Genomic DNA, 17,074 nt, shown 5'->3' with positions numbered 1-17,074 from the left:
GTAGGGGTGGCCGCGCTCGCAGCCCCGCCCTCACTCGTAGATTTCGGCGTCGGGGTCGGTCGCTTCCAACTCGTAGCTGGCCGCGACCATGGCCAGGCGCGCAATCACGCCGTACATGTAGAAGCGGTTCGGCGCGCTCGCGCCCGGCTTGACGCCGGGCTTGGGCAGGTGGCCGCTCTCGGCAAAGGCCAGCGGCACGAAGCTCGCTCCCGGCGAGTTCAGGTTCTCGTCGATGCCGCGCTCGGCGTTGACGCGGTAGAAGCCACCGACCACGTAGCGGTCGATCATGTAGACCACCGGCTCGGCCACGGCGTCGTTGACGCGCTCGTAGGTCGGCACGCCCTCCTGCAGGATCACTTCGCTGACCTCCTGGCCGTCCTTGATGACGCTCATCTTGTTGCGCGTCTTGCGGTTCAGCTCGGCCAGTTCCTTCGGGTCGCGCACGGTCATGATGCCCATGCCGTAGGTGCCTGCGTCGGCCTTGACGATGATGAACGGCTTCTCGTTGATGCCGTACTCCTTGTACTTTCGGCGGATCTTGCCGAGCAGCGCCTCGGCGTTGCTCATCAGGCAGTCGGCGCCGGAGCCGTCGCTGAAATTGACCTCGCCACAACGCGCGAACATCGGGTTGATCAGCCACGGGTCCATGCCCAGCAGCTTGGCGAACTTCTTCGCCACTTCCTCGTAGGCCTGGAAGTGGTTGGTCTTGCGCCGCACGGCCCAGCCGGCGTGCAGCGGGGGCAACAGGTACTGCTCGTGGAGGTTCTCCAGGACCTTGGGAATGCCGGACGAGAGATCGTTGTTGAGCAGGATCGTGCAGGGATCGAAATCCTTCAGACCGAGGCGGCCGCGCGTGCGCAGCAGCGGCTCGAGCTTCAGGCTGCTGCCGTCGGGCAGCGCGACCTCGGTGGGCGCGGTGATGGTTTCGTCGAGCGTCCCCAGCCGCACGTTCAGGCCGGCCTGGGTGAAGATCTGCATCAGCCGCTGCACGTTGGTCAGGTAGAACGTGTTGCGCGTGTGCTTCTCGGGGATCAGCAGCAGGTTCTTCGCCTCGGGGCAGATCTTCTCGATCGCCGCCATCGCCGCCTGCACCGCCAGAGGCAGCATCTCTTCGGTGAGGTTGTTGAAGCCGCCGGGGAAGAGGTTGGTGTCCACCGGCGCCAGCTTGAAGCCGGCGTTGCGCACGTCCACCGAGGTGTAGAAGGGTGGGGTGTGCTCCATCCACTCGAGGCGGAACCAGCGCTCGATGGCCGGCAGCGATTCGAGAATGCGCTGCTCCAGTTCGTTGATCGGGCCGGTCAGGGCAGTGATGAGGTGAGGAACCATGGCAGGGCCCGGGGGAGCGCTTCGGAAGCGGAATTCTAGGCATTTGAGGTCGAGGCCGTCGCGACGCAAGCCCGGCTCCGGCCACGAAAAAAGGGCCACCTCGCGGTGGCCCTTGCATGCTGCCGGAGGCAGCGGGAGAGGCGGCGGATCAGTTGTGATACGCGGTCTCGCCGTGCGAGGTGATGTCCAGACCCTCGCGCTCCTCGTCTTCCGGCACGCGCAGGCCGATCACCAGGTCGACGACCTTGTAGGCGATGAAGGCCACCACCGCCGACCAGACGATCGTGATGAGCACGCCCTCGGCCTGCACGAGCACCTGGCTGCCGATCGAGAAGTCCTCCTTGCCGGTGCCGCCCAGCGACGGCGCGGTGAACACGCCGGTGAGCAGCGCGCCGAGGATGCCGCCGACGCCGTGCACGCCGAACACGTCGAGCGAGTCGTCCGCGCCGAGCATGCGCTTGAGGCCGTTCACGCCCCACAGGCAGACCAGGCCGGCCAGGAAGCCGATGACGATGGCGCCCATCGGGCCGACCGAGCCGCAGGCCGGCGTGATCGCCACCAGACCGGCCACCGCGCCGGAGGCCGCACCCAGCATCGACGCCTTGCCCTTGCTCAGGCTCTCACCGATGCTCCACGCCAGCACGGCGGCCGCGGTGGCCACCAGCGTGTTGATGAAGGCGAGTGCCGCGCCGGCCGTGGCTTCGAGGTTGGAGCCGGCATTGAAGCCGAACCAGCCGACCCACAGCATCGAGGCACCGACCATGGTCAGCGTCAGCGAGTGCGGCGTCATCGACTCCTTGCCGTAGCCGATGCGCTTGCCGAGCATGTACGCACCCACCAGACCAGCAACACCGGCGTTGATGTGGACGACCGTGCCGCCGGCGAAGTCCAGCGCACCCTTGCCGAGCAGGTAGCCGCCGGAACCCCACACCATGTGCGCGATCGGCAGGTAGCAGAAGGTGAACCACAGCACCGAGAACAGCAGCACGGCGCTGAACTTGATGCGCTCCGCGAACGAGCCCACGATCAGCGCGCAGGTGATGCCCGCGAAAGTGGCCTGGAAGGCGATGAACACGTACTCCGGCAGCTTGACGTCGGCGCTGAAGGTGTCCGCCAGCGATTCGAGCGTCACGCCCTTGAGGAACAGCTTGTCCAGGCCGGCGATGATCGATCCCTCGCCGCCGAACGCCAGGCTGTAGCCGTAAACCGCCCACAGCACCGCGATCAGCGAGAAGACGACCAGCACCTGCATCAGCACGGACAGCATGTTCTTGCTGCGCACCAGGCCGCCGTAGAACAGCGCGAGGCCTGGCACCGCCATGAAGATGACCAGCAGCGTCGAGGTCATCATCCAGGCCACGTCACCCTTGTGCACGGCCGCCACCGGCGCGGAGGCGGCTTCGGCCGCCGAAGCCGCCTCGGCCACCGCGGCGACGGACGCCGCCGCCTCGGGCGCCGACGCCGCCTGGGCCCATACGGCCCCGGAGAAGCCCAGGACCGCGAGGCCCAAGGCGAGAGTCGCAAAGAATTTCTTCATGGTTGTCTCTTGGAGTGGGGCATCAGTCAGAGGGCGTCCTTGCCGGTCTCGCCCGTGCGGATGCGGACGACCTGCTCAAGCGACGAGACGAACACCTTGCCGTCGCCGATCTTGCCGGTGCGCGCGGCGCCTTCGATCGCCTCGATGACTCGATCGACGATGGCATCGTCCACGGCCGCCTCGATCTTCACCTTCGGCAGGAAGTCGACGACGTACTCCGCACCGCGGTACAACTCGGTGTGGCCCTTCTGGCGGCCGAAGCCCTTCACCTCGGTCACCGTGATGCCCTGCACGCCGATGGCGCTCAGGGCCTCACGCACTTCGTCCAGCTTGAACGGCTTGACGATCGCGGTCACCATCTTCATGGAATTCCCCTCTTCTCTGAATTGAGTGCGGCGCCGCGTCCCGGCGCCGCGACGATCACATGGCCTTGGACAGGGCCACGACGACACGGCCCTTGTTCAGGTCGCCCCAGACATCCTTCTTGTTCGCGCCGACGTAGGCGCCCGAGACCGACAGGCCATCGCCGAGGTCGTAGGTGGCACCAACCTTGTAGTCGGTGTAGTTCACCAGCCCGCCATCCTTCAGTTCGCTGGCCAGCTTGGTGAAGCCCACGTGGCCGTTCAGCGTCAGGCCCTTGGCGACCTCATAGTTCAGCGACAGGTCGAGGTAGCCGGTGCCGCGGCCCTTCACGCCGCCGAGCAAGTCGCCATAGCCGAAATAGTCCTTCGAGACCACGTGCGAGTACTTCAGCGTGGCGATGCTGTAGCTCACCGCACCGTAGATCTCGGTGGTGTTGGCCACGTCGGCGCCAGTGCCGGGGTAGTAGTAGGTCAGCAGGCCGACGTCGTAGCCGACGCCGCCGGCTTCGCCCTTGTAGCCGCCGTAGAAGTCCATCTCCGTGCCGCCGCCGAAGCCGATGGACGAGTTCCAGTTGCCCAGGTAGAGGCCGCCCATCGTGTAGTCGAAGCCGCCCTGGATGGCGGGCACGACGTCTTTCAGCGGATCGCTCTGATCCTGGCCGCGGTACTTGTACTTGCTGACCACGCTGACATTGGCCGACAGGCCATCGGCGGCGGCAGCGCCGGCAAAGACGGCGAGCGCGGCAAACGCAAGGATCGATTTCTTCATGCTCATGGCTCCGGGTTGGTGAGGTGAATGGGTCTCACCCCTAGGTCTGCAGCTTCTGTGCCAAGACCGCAGCCCCCTCGCATGCCCCATAAGCGCGCTGCGCGCGCACGAAAGGATCCCGAAGCGCACGGATTCAGTGCGCCACCCCACTTGGCCCTACTTTGGTGCGCCGTCACGCCTCCCGGCGTGGCGCGGGTTCAGCGCAACGGCTGGTTGTCGAGCAGCAGCAGGCCAGCCGCCGTGTTCGAGATCGGGATGTGGTAGTTCGAGTGCAGCCTGCTGACCCGGCCGGTCAGCGCGGCGCGGGTGACCAGCCACATCAGCAGTTCGATGCCCTGCGTCCCGGCCTTCTCGACCAGCTCGTGGTTGGTGTAGCGCGTCGCCCACTGCGGGTCACGCACCAGGCTGTCCATGAAGCGCTGGTCGAACTCCTTGTTGATGAAGCCGGCGCGCTCGCCGTCGAGTTGGTGCGACAGGCCGCCGGTACCGATGACCACGACGCGTGCGTCGCTCGCCCACCCCTCCACCGCGCGGCCGATCGCCTCGCCGAGCTTCCAGCAACGCGCCGCGCTGGGCAGCGGAAACTGCACCGTGTTCACGCACACCGGCACGGTGCGAACCGGCCAGGCGCCGAGGCCAGGCCACAACAGCGCCATCGGCAGGGTGAAGGCATGGTCGACGAACATCTCCTGGCAGGTGGTCACGTCGAACTCGTCGCGCACCAGCGATTCGATCAGGTGCCACGACAGGTCGAGGTCACCCTGAAACGGTGGCACCACCGGAATGCCCCAGCCTTCGTCCGCATTGCGGTACTCCGGCGCGGCGCCCACCGCGAAGGTGGGCATCTTGTCGAGGAAGAAGTTCAGCCCGTGGTCGTTGTAGACCACCACCGCCACGTCGGGCTTGACCTCCGCCAGCCACTGGTGCACCGGCGGGAAACCGGCGAACCACGGCTGCCAGTAGGGATCCTGCTGCAGGTTGCGGGCGATGGCGCGGCCGATGGCCGGCACGTGCGAACTCATGATGCCGCCGACGATCCTGGCCATGTCAGCTCCTTCCCGCCTCGACCAGCTTCGCCTTGAAGGCATCCTTGGTCATGCCGGTCTGCTGTGCGCCGAGGTCCTGCACGTCCAGCCCGAAGATGCCGGCGAGCTTGGCCAGGTAGTAGACGTTGCCGCCGGCGGCGATCATCGCCAGCACGTTGCGCGCCCTCACCGCCTCGCGCTGCTCGGGGTTGAGCCGGTAGCGCGCGCAGTAGCCTTCCTCGTCGCGCAGGAAGGCCTCGCGGTTGGCCGCGTCGTTGAACGAGAAGCACATCTTGTTCAGCGCATAGCCCTTGCGGGCCTGGACGCTGTCGAACAGCGTGGTGCCGGGAATGGGGGTGGGCATGGCGGGCTCCTCACCGGGCGTGAGCCGCGATTGAGCCGCTCTTCGCGCCGTGAGGGCTTGACCTGTCTCAATCCTTGACGGAGGGCGCGCGCGGTTCGCCCGGCGCCGCCAGCCAGTCGGCGAGCGCCGCCGTCACCGCCGCAGGTTGCTCCATCGTGCTCATGTGGCCGCATTGCTCGAGGATCACCAGCCGCGACCCGGCAATGCGCTGGTGCATGAACTCGTGGCGCGACGGCGGGCTCCAGCCGTCCTCGCGGCCGCACAGCAGCAGCGTGGGCAGGTCGAGGTGCGCGAGCAACCCGGTGGCGTCGCGCCGCCCGAGCAGGGCCTCGATCTGCGCGGCCAACGCGGCCGGCGAGCCGCGCTCGAACATGTCGAGCACGGCCTCGAACACCGGCGAGGCCCGCCGGCTCGGATGCACCATGTCCTTCGCCCATGCGCGCGCCATCGCGCGCATGCCCTGCGCGCGTGCGATCGCCAGCAGCGCGTGGCGGCCGGCGCGCTCCCGCTCGCCCTCCTCGCCCGGCGGCAACGGGTGGCAGGAGGTGTCGAGCAGTGCGAGGCGTTCGATGCGCTGCGGTGCCTGCATCACCATCTCGAAGGCGACGCGTCCGCCCATCGAATGGCCGGCCACCGCCAGCGGGCCCGGTGGCGCCTCGCTCAGCACCTTCGCCGCCATGGCCGCGAGCGAGTCCAGTTCGCCGTAGTGCGGCACGACGCAATCGAAAGCCGGAGACAGCGCCTCGATCTGTTCGGACCACACGGCGCGGTCGCACATCAGGCCGGGCAGCAGCAGCAGGGTCGGTCGCGTCATTGCAGCAGGCGGCTCAGAACTCCTCGGTGTCCACACCAGCCTGCGCGGCAGCGTCGTAGCGCGCACCGACGACGTTGCGGCGATTGATCAACGCCTCCAGCCGCGCCATCGTCGAGGCGGACAGGCCGATGTCCGCCGCACCGACGTTGTCGCGCAGATGCGCCATCTTCGTCGTGCCGGGAATGGCGACCACGTGCTCGCCGCGCGCCAGCACCCAGGCCAGCGCAAGCTGCGCACTGGTGCAGCCGAGCTCTGCGGCGACCGCCTCGAAGCCGTCGAGCAGCTTCAGGTTCTCCGCATAGGCGGACGGTTCGAAGCGGGGCATGCTGCGGCGCAAGTCCTTGGCGTCGAGCGTGGCCACGTCGCGCAGCGCGCCGCCGAGGTAGCCGCGCGCCAGCGGGCTGAAGGCGACGAAGGCGGCGCCGATCTCCCGGCAGGCGTCGAGCACCGCGATCTCGGGGTTGCGCGTCCACAGCGAGTACTCGGTCTGCAGCGCGGCGATCGGGTGCACGGCGTGCGCGCGCTTGAGCGTCGCGGCCGACACCTCGGACAGGCCGATGGCGCGCACCTTGCCCTCGCGCACCAGGTCGGCCAGCGCGCCGACGCTGTCCTCGATCGGCACCTGCTTGTCCCAGCGGTGCAGGTAGAACAGGTCGATGTGGTCGGTGCGCAGCCGCTTCAGGCTCTGCTCGCAGCTCCACTTCAGCGTCTCGGGCCGGCCGTCGACGACGCGCTTGAAGCCGTTGCCGTCCTTCACACCATGCAGTCCGCACTTGCTCGCCAGCACGAACTTCGCGCGATCCTGCACCAGCGTGCGGCCGACCAATTCCTCGTTGGCGCCGAAGCCGTAGAGCGCGGCAGTGTCGAAGAAGGTCACGCCGAGATCGAGCGCTTCGCGCAGCAGGGCCTGCGCGGCGTCTTCCGGCGGCGGTGCGCCATAGGCATGGCTGAGGTTCATGCAGCCCAGCCCGATGGCCGAGACCTCGAAGGGGCCGATCCGCCGCGTCTTCATGGCTGCCTCGCTCAGCCCTGCGCCAGTTGGCGCTCCAGGTCGTGCAGCACCTCGTAGCAGGGCAGCACCTGGGCCGCGCTCGCGTTCGGCTCGCGGCCTTCCCGGATGGCAGCGAAGAACTCGCGGTCCTGCAACTCGATGCCGTTCATCGACACGTCCACCTTCGACACGTCGATCTTCTCGTCCTTGCCGGTGACCAGGTCGTCGTAGCGCGCGATGTAGGTGCCGCTGTCGCCGATGTAGCGGAAGAAGGTGCCCAGCGGCCCGTCGTTGTTGAACGACAGGCTGAGCGTGCAGATCGCGCCATTCGCGGCCTTGAGCTGGATGGACATGTCCATCGCAATGCCCAGGGTCGGATGGATCGGCCCCTGGATGGCGTTGGCCTTCACGATCGGGCTGCGCGCCTGGTAGGCGAACAGGTCCACCGTGTGCGCGGCGTGGTGCCACAGCAGGTGGTCGGTCCAGCTGCGCGCCTGGCCGAGCGCGTTCATGTTCGTGCGCCGGAAGAAGTAGGTCTGCACGTCCATCTGCTGGATGTTGAACTCGCCGGCGAGGATCCTCTTGCGCACCCACTGGTGGCTGGGGTTGAAGCGCCGCGTGTGGCCGCACATCGCCACCAGAGCGGTCTGCTCCTGCATCCCGACCACCGCATACGCGTCGCGCAGCGAATCCGCCAGCGGGATCTCCGCCTGCACGTGCTTGCCCGCCTTCATGCAGGCGATGGCCTGCGAGGCGTGCATCTGCGTGGGCGTGCACAGGATCACCGCGTCCACGTCCGGCCTCGCCAGGCTCTCGCCAAGGTCGGTGGTGCAGTGGCCGATGCCGTACTTCGCGGCCACCTCCTTCGTCTTGTCGAGGTCGCGGCTGACCAGCGAGGTGACCTGCACGCCGTCGATCAGCTTGATCGCATCGAGGTGCTTGATGCCGAAGGCGCCGGCGCCGGCCAGCGCCACCCGAATCGTCTTGCTCATGAGTTCTCCAGGATGAGATGGCCGACGGCCGTGTTGGAGGCCGGCACATGGAAGAAGCGGTGCGCCACGCGCGGCGGTTTGCCGCTGCCGGCGACGTCGCTCATCGCGCCGCGGGCGATCAACCACATCACCAGCTCGATCCCCTCGCTGCCGGCCTCGGTCACGTACTCGAGATGCGGCACCTTGGCGAGTTCGGCCGGCTCGGCGATCAGACGGTCGAGAAAGCGGTTGTCCCACTCGCGGTTGATCAGCCCGGCGCGCGGCCCCTGGAGCTGGTGGCTCATGCCGCCGGTGCCCCAGATCTGCACCTTGAGCGGCTCGTCGTAGCTCTCCACCGCCCGACGGATCGCCTGGCCGAGCTGGAAGCATCGCTTGCCCGAGGGCACCGGGTACTGCACCACGTTGACCGCGAACGGGATCACCGGGCAGGGCCAGGCCTGCGGCTGGCCGCACATCAATGACAGCGGCACGGTCAGGCCGTGGTCCACGTCCATCTTGTTGACGATGGTGAGGTCGAAGTCGTCCTGGATCACGCTGTGCGCGATGTGCGAAGCCAGCTCCGGATGGCCAATGACCTTGGGCACCGGCCGCGCACCATATCCCTCGTCGGCCGGCTGAAACTCGGCGGCGCAGCCGATCGCGAAGGTGGGAATCAGCTCCAGGCTGAAGGCCGTGGCGTGGTCGTTGTAGACGAGGAAGATCACGTCGGGCGTGTTGTCCTTCATCCATTGCTTGGAGAACTCGTAGCCCTTGAAGAGGGGCTGCCAGTAAGGCTCGCCCGTCTTGCCCTGGTCGATGGCCACGCCGATGGCCGGCACGTGGCTGGTATAGACGGAAGCGGTGATCTTGGCCATCTCAGTTCCTGCCCCAACGCGGATCGCGGCCGCCGTTGATCATCATGTTGCGATATTCCTCTTCGCTCATGCCGGTCATGCTGCCGGCCATCTGCTGAAAGCTCTTGCCGTCCGTGGCGCCGATCTTGGCGAGGAAGTAGATGTTGCCGCCCAGCGCGATGCAGCGGTTCAGGTCGCGTGCCAGCACGGCCTGCTTCTGTTCTTCGGTCATCGGCCACTCGTCGAGGTAGGCACGTTCGTTGGCCTTGAAGCGCGCCCGGTTCTCGGCCTTCATCAGCGACATGCAGAACTGGTTCAGGTGGTAGCCCTTGCGCGACTGCTCGGCGTCGAAGATGGTCGTGCCGGGCACGTTCTTGTACGGTTTGTCGAGTGCCATGTCATGCCTCCCGCAGGGCCGCCCCAAGGCAGGCATGCGCCCCCTTGGCGGGCAGCGAACGAATATGAGCTTGGGGTTTCACGTCAGACCTCCTCGGGCCAGTACAGGCGCATCGGGTTGTCGACCAGCAGCTTGCGCTGCAGTTCGGGGGTGGTCGCGATGTGCGGGATGAAGTCGACCAGCAGTCCGTCGTCGGGCATGTGGTTCTTCAGGTTGGGGTGCGGCCAGTCGGTGCCCCACAGCACGCGGTCGGGAAAGGTCTCGATGATGCGCCGCGCGAACGGGACCACGTCGCGGTAGGCGTGACGCTCGCCGTTCAGCGCCGACGGGCCGGACACCGACAGCCGCTCCGGGCAGCTCACCTTGCTCCAGACGTTCGGGTAGTCACGCATGAACTTCACGAACAGCTCGAACTGCGGCCCGTCCACCGGCAAGGTCACGTCGGGCCGGCCCATGTGGTCGACGACGACCGTGGTCGGCAGGCTGGTGAAGAAGTCCCACAGCTCGGGCAGGTCGACCGCCTCGAAGTAGATCACCACGTGCCAGCCGAGCTTCTCGATGCGTCCGGCGATCTCCATGAGCTCGTCCTTGGGCGTGAAGTCGACCAGCCGCTTGACGAAGTTGAAGCGCACGCCGCGCACGCCGGCCGCATGCAGCTGCTGCAGTTCGGTGTCGCTCACGCTGCGCTTGACGGTGGCCACACCGCGCGCCTTGCCGTTCGACGCAAGGCAGGCGTCGACCATCGCGCGGTTGTCGGCACCGTGGCAAGTGGCTTGCACGATCACGTTGCGAGCGAAGCCGAGGTGGTCGCGCAGTGCGAAGAGTTGCTGCTTCGAGGCGTCGCAAGGCGTGTACTTGCGCTCCGGCGCGTAGGGAAACTCCGCACCCGGGCCGAACACGTGGCAATGCGCGTCGACGCTGCCGGGCGGCAGGCGGAACTGCGGTTGGCTCGGGCCGGCGTACCAGTCCAGCCAGCCGGGGGTCTTGGTGAATTCCATCAGGGTTTCTTCTTGACGTGATCGAGGATGCGGTCGGCTTCGATGCGCCAGTCGGCGCTGCGGGCAAATGCCTCCGTGCCGCGGGCACCGAACAGGCCCGCGTCGGCAAGATCGGCCACCCAGGCCTGGCGCTCGGCGGTGCCGGCGGCGCTCCAGGGTTCGAGACCGGCCTCGCGCACGGTTTCGGCCACCTCGCGCACTTCCTCGCTGCGGCGCCGGCCATGTTCGATGACGCGCTGGAAGAAGTAGGCCGCCTGCTTCTCCCAGTCGATGGCGGGGAGTGTCTCCTTCAACGAGGCGATCACCGCGTCCTCGACGCCGTAGTGGCGCGCCGCGGTGAAGCTCTCGATGACCATGGCCTCCAGGCCCTTGATCATCACGCTGCGGCACATCTTGGTGGCGCTGGCCACACCGAGCGTCTCGCTGGCCACCTTGGCGGCGAAGCCGAGATGGTCGAGCAGCGGCTCGAGCGCCGCCGCGTCTGGCCCGCCGAGCAGCAGCGGTACCTTGATGCGATAGGGTGGCACCGAGGTCATCACCGCCCCCTCGACGTACCGGCCTCCGGCGCCGTTGACCACGGACGCCGCTCGGATCTTCGCCCCTGGCGAGGCCGAGTTGAAATCGAGGAAGAACGCGCCGGACTTCAGCCCCCCCGCACAGGCCTGCGACACCACCACGGCCTGGCTGGCGGTGACGGCGGAGACGACCAGATCGGCGCCGCGCACCGCGTCGGCGTGTGAGGTCGCCAGCGAGATGCCGTGCGTCGACGCGTGCTCGCGCAGCGCGCCTCCCGCCTCGCCGGCGAGCTTCAGGTCGTAGGCGACGACGGCCTCGCCGCGCGCACGCAGGTCCTCGGCGAGGATGCGCCCCACCTCCCCGTAGCCGATGAGCGCAATGGTCGTGGCCATCAGTCGATGTACCTGAGTCCCGCCTTCTCGAGCGGCTCGCGCATCTTGTACATGTCCAGGCCGAGCACGCCCGAGGCCAGCCTGGCGCGCTTCTCGCCCTCGTTGGCCTCGCGGGCCGCGGCGGCCTCGCGTGTCCTGGCCGCCATCGCCCGCGGCACGCACACCACGCCGTCGTCGTCGGCGACGATCACGTCGCCCGGTGTCACGTACGCACCCGCGCACACCACCGGGATGTTCACCGAGCCGAGCGTCGCCTTGATCGTGCCCTTGCTGCTGATGGCCTTGCTCCACACCGGAAAGCCCATCTCGGCCAGCGCCTTCACGTCGCGAACGCCGGCGTCGATGATCAGCGCCCGCGCGCCGCGCGCCTGGAAGCTGGTGGCGAGCAGGTCGCCGAAGTAGCCGTCGGTGCACTCGGCGGTGATGGCCGCGACGACGATGTCGCCGGGGCGGATCTGTTCAGCGACGACGTGCATCATCCAGTTGTCGCCCGGATGCAGCAGCACGGTGACCGCCGTGCCCGAGACCTGCGCGCCGGCGTAGATCGGGCGCATGTACGGCTTCATCAGGCCGACGCGGCCCATCGCCTCATGCACCGTGGCGCTGCCGAACTTCGCCAGGCCGTCGGCGATGGTGGCATCGGTGCGCTGGATGTTGCGGTAGACGACTCCGAGTTCGTACATCTCACTTCCCCTTCTTCTTGAGCGCGGCATCGAGGCGCGGGTAGACGCGCCGCGCATTGCCCTCGTAGATCATGTGCTTCTGCTCGGGCGTCAACTGGGTGCTCGCCTCGATGTAGCGCTTCGTGTCGTCGTAGTGGAAGCCGGTCTCGGGGTCGATGCCGCGCACCGCGCCGATCATCTCGCTGGCGAACAGGATGTTGGCCACCGGGATCACGGTGGTCAGCAAATCGATGCCCGGCTGGTGGTACACGCAGGTATCGAAGAACACGTTGTTCAGCAGGTGGTCTTTCAGCAGCGGCTTCTTCAACTCCTGCGCCAGGCCGCGGTAGCGGCCCCAGTGGTAGGGTGCGGCGCCACCGCCGTGCGGCACGATGAACTTCAGCGTCGGGAAGTCCTTGAACAGGTCGCCCTGGATCAACTGCATCACCGCCGTGGTGTCGGCGTTGATGTAGTGCGCGCCGGTGGTGTGGAAGCAGGCGTTGCAGCTCGTGCTGACATGGATCATCGCCGGGATGTCGTACTCGACCATCTTCTCGTAGATGGGGTACCAGTGGCGGTCGGTCAGCGGCGGCTCCTTCCAGTGCCCCCCCGACGGGTCGGGGTTCAGGTTGATGGCCACGTTGCCGTACTGCTCGACGCACTTCACCAGCTCCGGCACACAGGTCTTCGGGTCGACGCCCGGCGACTGCGGCAGCATCGCGGCAGGGACGAAATGGTCCGGGAACAGCTGCGACACGCGGAAGCAGAGCTCGTTGCAGATCGCTGCCCAGGTGCTCGACACCTCGAAGTCGCCGATGTGGTGGGCCATGAAGCTGGCGCGCGGGCTGAAGATCGTCAGGTCGCTGCCGCGCTCACGCATCTTGGCCAGCTGATTGAGCTCGATCGACTCGCGCAGCGCGTCGTCGGAGATCTTCAGGTCGGCCACCTTGGGCTTCGCCGCCGGGTCCTTGATGCCGGCGATCTGCTGGTTGCGCCAGTCTTCCAGCGCCTTCGGCGCGGTGGTGTAGTGGCCGTGGATGTCGATGATCATCGGAACGCTCCTGGGGAATCAGGCCGGGTCCATGCCCTGCCGGCGTTTGGCGTCGGCCGTCTCGGCCGAGCTCATGAAGGCGAGCAGCAAGCGTGCGGCCTCGGGCTGGCGCGAGGCCGTGCACACCGCGGCGCAGAAGACGGTGTCGATCTGGATCGCCGGCGGCAGCGGGCCGACGATGCTGATGCCGTCGAGGTGGATCAGTTCGGAGTGCTGCTGGAAGCCGATCTCGACCTCGCCGGCGGCAACCAGCGAGCCGACCGGCACACCGGCGCGCGCCTGCACGAGACGGCCTTCGAGCTGGGGCAGCAGGCCCCAGCGTTCGAACAGCCTGACGAGCGCCGTCCCGCTCGGGCCGGTCGAGTAGCCGATGCGCCGCGCCGCGAGCACCGCACGCTGCACCGCCGCTTCGCTGCCGATGTCCGGCCGCGGCGCGCCGGCACGCACCGCCACCGCCACGCCGGAGTGCACCAGGTCGACCTTGCTGGCGGCGAGCACGCGGCCGGCCGCGGCCAGTTTGTCGATCGCGTCCGAGGCGAGCACCACCACGTCGAAGGCCTCGCCGTCCTGCACGCGTCTCGCCGCGTCGACGCCGCCGACCGACTCGATGGCCACCGACACGCCCGCGCGCTGCTCGTAGGTGTGCGCCAGCTCGGCGAGCAGCGCGCGGGTCGCCATCGACGAGATGCCGGTGATGCGGGGGGTCATGGTCTCGCGCAGGGGCCTGCCCGGAGGAAGTGGAGACTCATTCTGCGGCGGGGCGAACACCGCGCCAATCGAATGGCACCGCTAGCTGCTATCGCATCCTGTTATGGGCCCGCGGCCTGTCGACGCTGGCCACCACCAGTTCGCGCAGCAGGCGCATCGCCTGCTTGACCAGCGGCGTCGCCGGCTTGTGCGCCGACAGCGCCAGGCACAGCGTGCTCGTCAGCACACCCTCGGCCAGCGGCCGCATGCGGAAGGCCGCGGCCTGGCCCGAGGCGGCGATGGCGCTCGGTGCCAGCACCGCATGGCCATGGCCGCTGCGCACCAGCTCCAGGATCGAGCTGACGCTGGACACCTCGTAGGCGATGTTCAGCTTCAGCCCGGCCAGCGCCGCCTGCGTCTCGAGCAGCTTGCGGATGGCGTGGCTGTGCTCGGGCACCACCAGCGGCAGCGTGACGAGTTCGGCGAAGTGCAGCGGCGGCGGCCTGCGCGCCGGCCCCTTGGCCGCGCTGACCAGGCACAGCGGCTCGTCGAGCACGTGGATCGTCTCGATCGCCGGGTTGGCATCGGGGTTGTGCACCAGGCCGAGGTCGACGCGGCCGGTGGAGATCCACTCGACGATGTGCGCCGACAATCCCTCGACGATGGCCAGCCGTGCCTTGGGAAGGTGCTGCTTGAAGGCATCGACCAACGGCAGCGTGAGCATGCGACCCATGCTCGGCGGCAGGCCGACGACGATGCGGCCGGTGGCCTCGTCGCGACTGGCGCTGAGGTCCTCGCGCGCATGGGCGACGAGCTGCAGGATGCTCACGGCATGCTCGTAGAGCCGCTTGCCCGCATCGGTCAGCAGCACGCCGCGGCCGGTGCGCTGCAGCAGCGTCACGCGCAGGTCGGTCTCGAGCAGGCGCACCTGGCGGCTCAGCGCCGGCTGCGCGACGTCCAGCTCGATGGCGGCCTTGCTGAAGCTGCCCATCTCGGCAACGCGGACGAAGTAGCGCAGCTGTGTGAGGTTCATGCGGGTACGGGGCTGTCGGCGACTGTAGCGCACCCCACTTGGGGGAAATTCGGGGGCCCTCCCGCGCCGCCCGCGCGGGGGAAGGACAGGCGCCCACCGCCGGCGAAGAATGGCGGCATGTCGCTCGCCGTCGTCCACAGCCGCGCCCTCGATGCCCTGCGCTCCCCGCCCGTCACGGTGGAAGTGCATCTCGCCAACGGCCTGCCGAGCTTCACGCTGGTGGGCCTCGCCGACACCGAGGTCAAGGAGGCGCGCGAGCGGGTGCGCGCCGCGCTGCAGACCAGCGGGCTCGAGTTTCCGACCAACAAGCGCATCACCGTGAACCTGGCGCCCGCAGACCTGCCCAAGGAGTCCGGCCGCTTCGACCTGCCGATCGCGATCGGCATCCTCGCGGCGAGCGGACAGATCGAGGCGGCCCGGCTCGCGGCTTTCGAGTTCGCGGGGGAGCTCTCGCTCGCCGGCGAACTGCGTCCGGTGCGCGGTGCGCTGGCAATGGCGCTCGCCGCGGCGCACGAGGCCACCGAGCCGCCGCGTGCGATGGTGTTGCCCGCCGACAGCGCGGCGCAGGCGGCGCACGTGCACGGCGTGTGCATCCATGCGGCGAGCCACCTGCTCGACGTGGTGCGCGCGCTGCTGCCGGGCCCGGCGGCCACGCCGCTGCCGTGGGCCGAGCCGCTGGCCCTGCCCCTCGCACCGCCGGTCGCAGACCTGCGCGACGTGAAGGGTCAGGCGGCCGCCAAGCGTGCGCTGGAGATCGCCGCGGCGGGCGGGCACAGCGTGCTGCTGGTCGGCCCGCCGGGCAGCGGCAAGTCGATGCTCGCGCAACGCTTTCCCGGCCTGTTGCCGCCGCTCACCCACGACGAGGCGATCGAGTCGGCGGCGCTGCTCAGCCTGACCACCGCTGGCGGATCGCACCGATGGGGCGAGCGTGTGCTGCGCGCGCCGCACCACAGCGCCTCGTCGGCCGCACTGGTGGGCGGCGGCTCACCGCCGCGGCCCGGCGAGATTTCGCTTGCCCACCATGGCGTGCTCTTCCTCGACGAGCTGCCGGAGTACCCGCGGCAGGCCCTCGAAGCCCTGCGCGAACCTCTGGAGACCGGCCGCGTGACGATCTCGCGCGCCGCCCGGCAGTGCGACTACCCGGCACGCTTCCAGCTGCTGGCGGCGATGAATCCCTGCCCCTGCGGCCATCACGGCAGCCCCTTGCACGACTGCCGCTGCACGCCGGACGAAGTGACACGCTATCAGTCGCGGCTGAGTGGGCCGCTGCTCGACCGCATCGACCTGCAGGTCGAGGTGCCGGCCGTCGCACCGCAGGCTCTCTCGGCCGCGGCCGACGGCGAGCCGAGTGCCCGCATCGCCGAGCGCGTTGCCGCGGCCCGCGGGCGTGCGCTGGAACGGCAGGGTGTGCTGAACCACGGCCTGGCCGGCGAGGCGCTGGAGCGCCATGGCGCGCTCGACGCCGCGACAGACGCCTTCCTGCAGCACGCAACGCTGAGGCTGGGCTGGTCGGCGCGCGGCTTCCACCGCGTGCTGCGCGTGGCGCGCAGCATCGCCGACCTGGCGGGCAGCGAACGCATTGCGCTGCCGCATGTCGCGGAGGCGGTCCAGTACCGCCGCGTGATGGCGGCGCGCTGAGCCGGCGTCAGCCGCGTGCCGGCAGCGGCCTGAGCTTGTTGCCCTCGACCTGCACCCGCTCACCGGTCTGCGGCGCCGTCGCCTGCTCGATGGTGCGCACGGAGCCGTCGTCCATGCGCACGGTGACCTGGTGCACGGTGGTGCTCTTGGCTCGCTTCTCGATCTCGTGACCGGCTACGCCGCCGCCGACGGCGCCGATCACGGTCATCGCCTTGCGACCATTGCCCCCACCGACCTGGTTGCCCAGCGCCGCGCCGAGCACACCGCCGGCCACCGCGCCGACGCCGCTGGCCTCGCCCTTCTTCGTGATCGCCCGCACCGACTCGACCACGCCGCAGTCGCGACAGACGGGGGCCGCCGCGACCTTGGGCGCGGCGGGCGCCGCCTTGGGCGCCGCGGCGAGCTTCTGCACCGGCTTGACGTCCGGCTTGGGATCGGGCGCTGCAGCCTCCTGCACCGGCACCGGTTGCGTGGCCGGCTCGGGCAGGCCCTTGCGCGCCATCATGCCGGCGCCGGCGGCCAGCGAAGCGGCGCCGAGCACCCCGGCGATCAGCCAGACGGTGCGCGACGGGGGCCTGGCCGCAGGCACTGCGCCGGGGGAAGTGTCGATGCTCATGTTTGTTCTCCAGGGAATCTCGGTGACAACGCCCATTCGACTGCAACGGCCGACCTCGATGCCTGCCGCGC

The 17,074-nt window shown here is 68.7% G+C and carries 19 protein-coding genes; 1 reads left to right on the top strand and 18 read right to left on the bottom strand.

From position 1 onward, the window contains the following. Positions 1-30 precede the first annotated feature (30 nt). From gshA to Q0599_RS02995, 17 genes are all read right to left on the bottom strand, one after another. Positions 31-1,326: a glutamate--cysteine ligase gene (gshA, locus tag Q0599_RS03075; protein WP_298825493.1), complete on the bottom strand. Its 1,296-nt coding sequence runs from the start codon at positions 1,324-1,326 to the stop codon at positions 31-33. 148 nt (positions 1,327-1,474) lie between these two features. Next, on the bottom strand, positions 1,475-2,863 hold the full coding sequence (locus tag Q0599_RS03070) for an ammonium transporter (protein WP_298825491.1): 1,389 nt from the start codon (positions 2,861-2,863) through the stop codon (positions 1,475-1,477). 26 nt (positions 2,864-2,889) lie between these two features. After that, positions 2,890-3,228 (bottom strand): P-II family nitrogen regulator, encoded by a 339-nt coding sequence (locus Q0599_RS03065; protein WP_127997874.1) that lies wholly within the window; start codon positions 3,226-3,228, stop codon positions 2,890-2,892. A gap of 55 nt (positions 3,229-3,283) precedes the next feature. Then, positions 3,284-3,994 carry a TorF family putative porin gene (locus tag Q0599_RS03060; protein WP_298825489.1) on the bottom strand — a complete coding sequence of 237 codons (711 nt, stop codon included), beginning with the start codon at positions 3,992-3,994 and terminating at the stop codon, positions 3,284-3,286. A gap of 197 nt (positions 3,995-4,191) precedes the next feature. After that, positions 4,192-5,040, bottom strand: coding sequence for a class III extradiol dioxygenase family protein (locus Q0599_RS03055; RefSeq protein WP_298825486.1), 849 nt, complete (start codon positions 5,038-5,040; stop codon positions 4,192-4,194). Between the two features lies 1 nt (position 5,041). After that, on the bottom strand, positions 5,042-5,383 hold the full coding sequence (locus tag Q0599_RS03050; protein ID WP_298825483.1) for a protocatechuate 4,5-dioxygenase subunit alpha: 342 nt from the start codon (positions 5,381-5,383) through the stop codon (positions 5,042-5,044). A gap of 67 nt (positions 5,384-5,450) precedes the next feature. Continuing rightward, positions 5,451-6,197, bottom strand: coding sequence for an alpha/beta hydrolase (locus Q0599_RS03045; RefSeq protein ID WP_298825480.1), 747 nt, complete (start codon positions 6,195-6,197; stop codon positions 5,451-5,453). 13 nt (positions 6,198-6,210) lie between these two features. Then, the gene (locus tag Q0599_RS03040) at positions 6,211-7,209 is read right to left on the bottom strand and encodes an aldo/keto reductase (protein WP_298825477.1); all 999 of its coding nucleotides are present in this window, start codon (positions 7,207-7,209) and stop codon (positions 6,211-6,213) included. An 11-nt stretch (positions 7,210-7,220) separates the two neighbouring features. Further along, the gene (locus Q0599_RS03035; RefSeq protein ID WP_298825474.1) at positions 7,221-8,180 is read right to left on the bottom strand and encodes a Gfo/Idh/MocA family oxidoreductase; all 960 of its coding nucleotides are present in this window, start codon (positions 8,178-8,180) and stop codon (positions 7,221-7,223) included. Continuing rightward, positions 8,177-9,034 (bottom strand): class III extradiol dioxygenase subunit beta, encoded by an 858-nt coding sequence (locus Q0599_RS03030; protein WP_298825471.1) that lies wholly within the window; start codon positions 9,032-9,034, stop codon positions 8,177-8,179. Before Q0599_RS03030 ends, Q0599_RS03035 begins: the two co-directional genes overlap by 4 nt. A gap of 1 nt (position 9,035) precedes the next feature. After that, a complete protein-coding gene (gene ligA / locus Q0599_RS03025; RefSeq protein WP_298825468.1) occupies positions 9,036-9,410 on the bottom strand; it encodes a protocatechuate 4,5-dioxygenase subunit alpha in 375 nt (124 codons plus the stop codon). Positions 9,411-9,493: 83 nt separating this feature from the next. Next, complete coding sequence (locus Q0599_RS03020) at positions 9,494-10,411, bottom strand: amidohydrolase family protein (protein WP_298825954.1); 918 nt, start codon at positions 10,409-10,411, stop codon at positions 9,494-9,496. Beyond that, complete coding sequence (locus Q0599_RS03015) at positions 10,408-11,316, bottom strand: NAD(P)-dependent oxidoreductase (RefSeq protein ID WP_298825465.1); 909 nt, start codon at positions 11,314-11,316, stop codon at positions 10,408-10,410. Before Q0599_RS03015 ends, Q0599_RS03020 begins: the two co-directional genes overlap by 4 nt. Then, a complete protein-coding gene (gene ligK, locus Q0599_RS03010) occupies positions 11,316-11,999 on the bottom strand; it encodes a 4-carboxy-4-hydroxy-2-oxoadipate aldolase/oxaloacetate decarboxylase (protein WP_298825462.1) in 684 nt (227 codons plus the stop codon). The genes Q0599_RS03015 and ligK overlap by 1 nt, the downstream gene beginning before the upstream one ends. A 1-nt stretch (position 12,000) precedes the next feature. Beyond that, positions 12,001-13,029: an amidohydrolase family protein gene (locus Q0599_RS03005; RefSeq protein WP_298825459.1), complete on the bottom strand. Its 1,029-nt coding sequence runs from the start codon at positions 13,027-13,029 to the stop codon at positions 12,001-12,003. A gap of 18 nt (positions 13,030-13,047) precedes the next feature. Next, positions 13,048-13,737, bottom strand: a complete 690-nt coding sequence (locus tag Q0599_RS03000) for a substrate-binding domain-containing protein (protein WP_298825457.1) — start codon at positions 13,735-13,737, stop codon at positions 13,048-13,050. Between the two features lie 88 nt (positions 13,738-13,825). After that, positions 13,826-14,749, bottom strand: coding sequence for a LysR substrate-binding domain-containing protein (locus Q0599_RS02995; RefSeq protein WP_298825454.1), 924 nt, complete (start codon positions 14,747-14,749; stop codon positions 13,826-13,828). A 117-nt stretch (positions 14,750-14,866) separates the two neighbouring features. Here Q0599_RS02995 and Q0599_RS02990 point away from each other — a divergent pair, with 117 nt between their 5' ends. Continuing rightward, positions 14,867-16,387 carry a YifB family Mg chelatase-like AAA ATPase gene (locus tag Q0599_RS02990; protein ID WP_298825451.1) on the top strand — a complete coding sequence of 507 codons (1,521 nt, stop codon included), beginning with the start codon at positions 14,867-14,869 and terminating at the stop codon, positions 16,385-16,387. A gap of 7 nt (positions 16,388-16,394) precedes the next feature. Here the strand turns inward: Q0599_RS02990 and Q0599_RS02985 are convergent, their stop codons facing one another. Continuing rightward, positions 16,395-17,003, bottom strand: coding sequence for a glycine zipper 2TM domain-containing protein (locus Q0599_RS02985; protein WP_298825448.1), 609 nt, complete (start codon positions 17,001-17,003; stop codon positions 16,395-16,397). Positions 17,004-17,074 lie beyond the last annotated feature (71 nt).

Origin of the sequence: uncultured Piscinibacter sp. (genome assembly GCF_937952055.1) — a bacterium.
Lineage (GTDB): Bacteria > Pseudomonadota > Gammaproteobacteria > Burkholderiales > Burkholderiaceae_C > Piscinibacter.
The sequence above is the reverse complement of the archived record's forward strand: the minus strand, read 5'-3'. Positions and strand labels throughout refer to the sequence as shown.

Bases quoted from the DNA above. Each gene is read 5' to 3' on its own strand.
- gshA (WP_298825493.1), bottom strand. From the start codon at position 1,326: ATGGTTCCTCACCTCATCACTGCCCTGACCGGCCCGATCAACGAACTG.
- Q0599_RS03070 (WP_298825491.1), bottom strand. From the start codon at position 2,863: ATGAAGAAATTCTTTGCGACTCTCGCCTTGGGCCTCGCGGTCCTGGGC.
- Q0599_RS03065 (WP_127997874.1), bottom strand. From the start codon at position 3,228: ATGAAGATGGTGACCGCGATCGTCAAGCCGTTCAAGCTGGACGAAGTG.
- Q0599_RS03060 (WP_298825489.1), bottom strand. From the start codon at position 3,994: ATGAAGAAATCGATCCTTGCGTTTGCCGCGCTCGCCGTCTTTGCCGGC.
- Q0599_RS03055 (WP_298825486.1), bottom strand. From the start codon at position 5,040: ATGGCCAGGATCGTCGGCGGCATCATGAGTTCGCACGTGCCGGCCATC.
- Q0599_RS03050 (WP_298825483.1), bottom strand. From the start codon at position 5,383: ATGCCCACCCCCATTCCCGGCACCACGCTGTTCGACAGCGTCCAGGCC.
- Q0599_RS03045 (WP_298825480.1), bottom strand. From the start codon at position 6,197: ATGACGCGACCGACCCTGCTGCTGCTGCCCGGCCTGATGTGCGACCGC.
- Q0599_RS03040 (WP_298825477.1), bottom strand. From the start codon at position 7,209: ATGAAGACGCGGCGGATCGGCCCCTTCGAGGTCTCGGCCATCGGGCTG.
- Q0599_RS03035 (WP_298825474.1), bottom strand. From the start codon at position 8,180: ATGAGCAAGACGATTCGGGTGGCGCTGGCCGGCGCCGGCGCCTTCGGC.
- Q0599_RS03030 (WP_298825471.1), bottom strand. From the start codon at position 9,034: ATGGCCAAGATCACCGCTTCCGTCTATACCAGCCACGTGCCGGCCATC.
- ligA (WP_298825468.1), bottom strand. From the start codon at position 9,410: ATGGCACTCGACAAACCGTACAAGAACGTGCCCGGCACGACCATCTTC.
- Q0599_RS03015 (WP_298825465.1), bottom strand. From the start codon at position 11,316: ATGGCCACGACCATTGCGCTCATCGGCTACGGGGAGGTGGGGCGCATC.
- ligK (WP_298825462.1), bottom strand. From the start codon at position 11,999: ATGTACGAACTCGGAGTCGTCTACCGCAACATCCAGCGCACCGATGCC.
- Q0599_RS03005 (WP_298825459.1), bottom strand. From the start codon at position 13,029: ATGATCATCGACATCCACGGCCACTACACCACCGCGCCGAAGGCGCTG.
- Q0599_RS03000 (WP_298825457.1), bottom strand. From the start codon at position 13,737: ATGACCCCCCGCATCACCGGCATCTCGTCGATGGCGACCCGCGCGCTG.
- Q0599_RS02995 (WP_298825454.1), bottom strand. From the start codon at position 14,749: ATGAACCTCACACAGCTGCGCTACTTCGTCCGCGTTGCCGAGATGGGC.
- Q0599_RS02990 (WP_298825451.1), top strand. From the start codon at position 14,867: ATGTCGCTCGCCGTCGTCCACAGCCGCGCCCTCGATGCCCTGCGCTCC.
- Q0599_RS02985 (WP_298825448.1), bottom strand. From the start codon at position 17,003: ATGAGCATCGACACTTCCCCCGGCGCAGTGCCTGCGGCCAGGCCCCCG.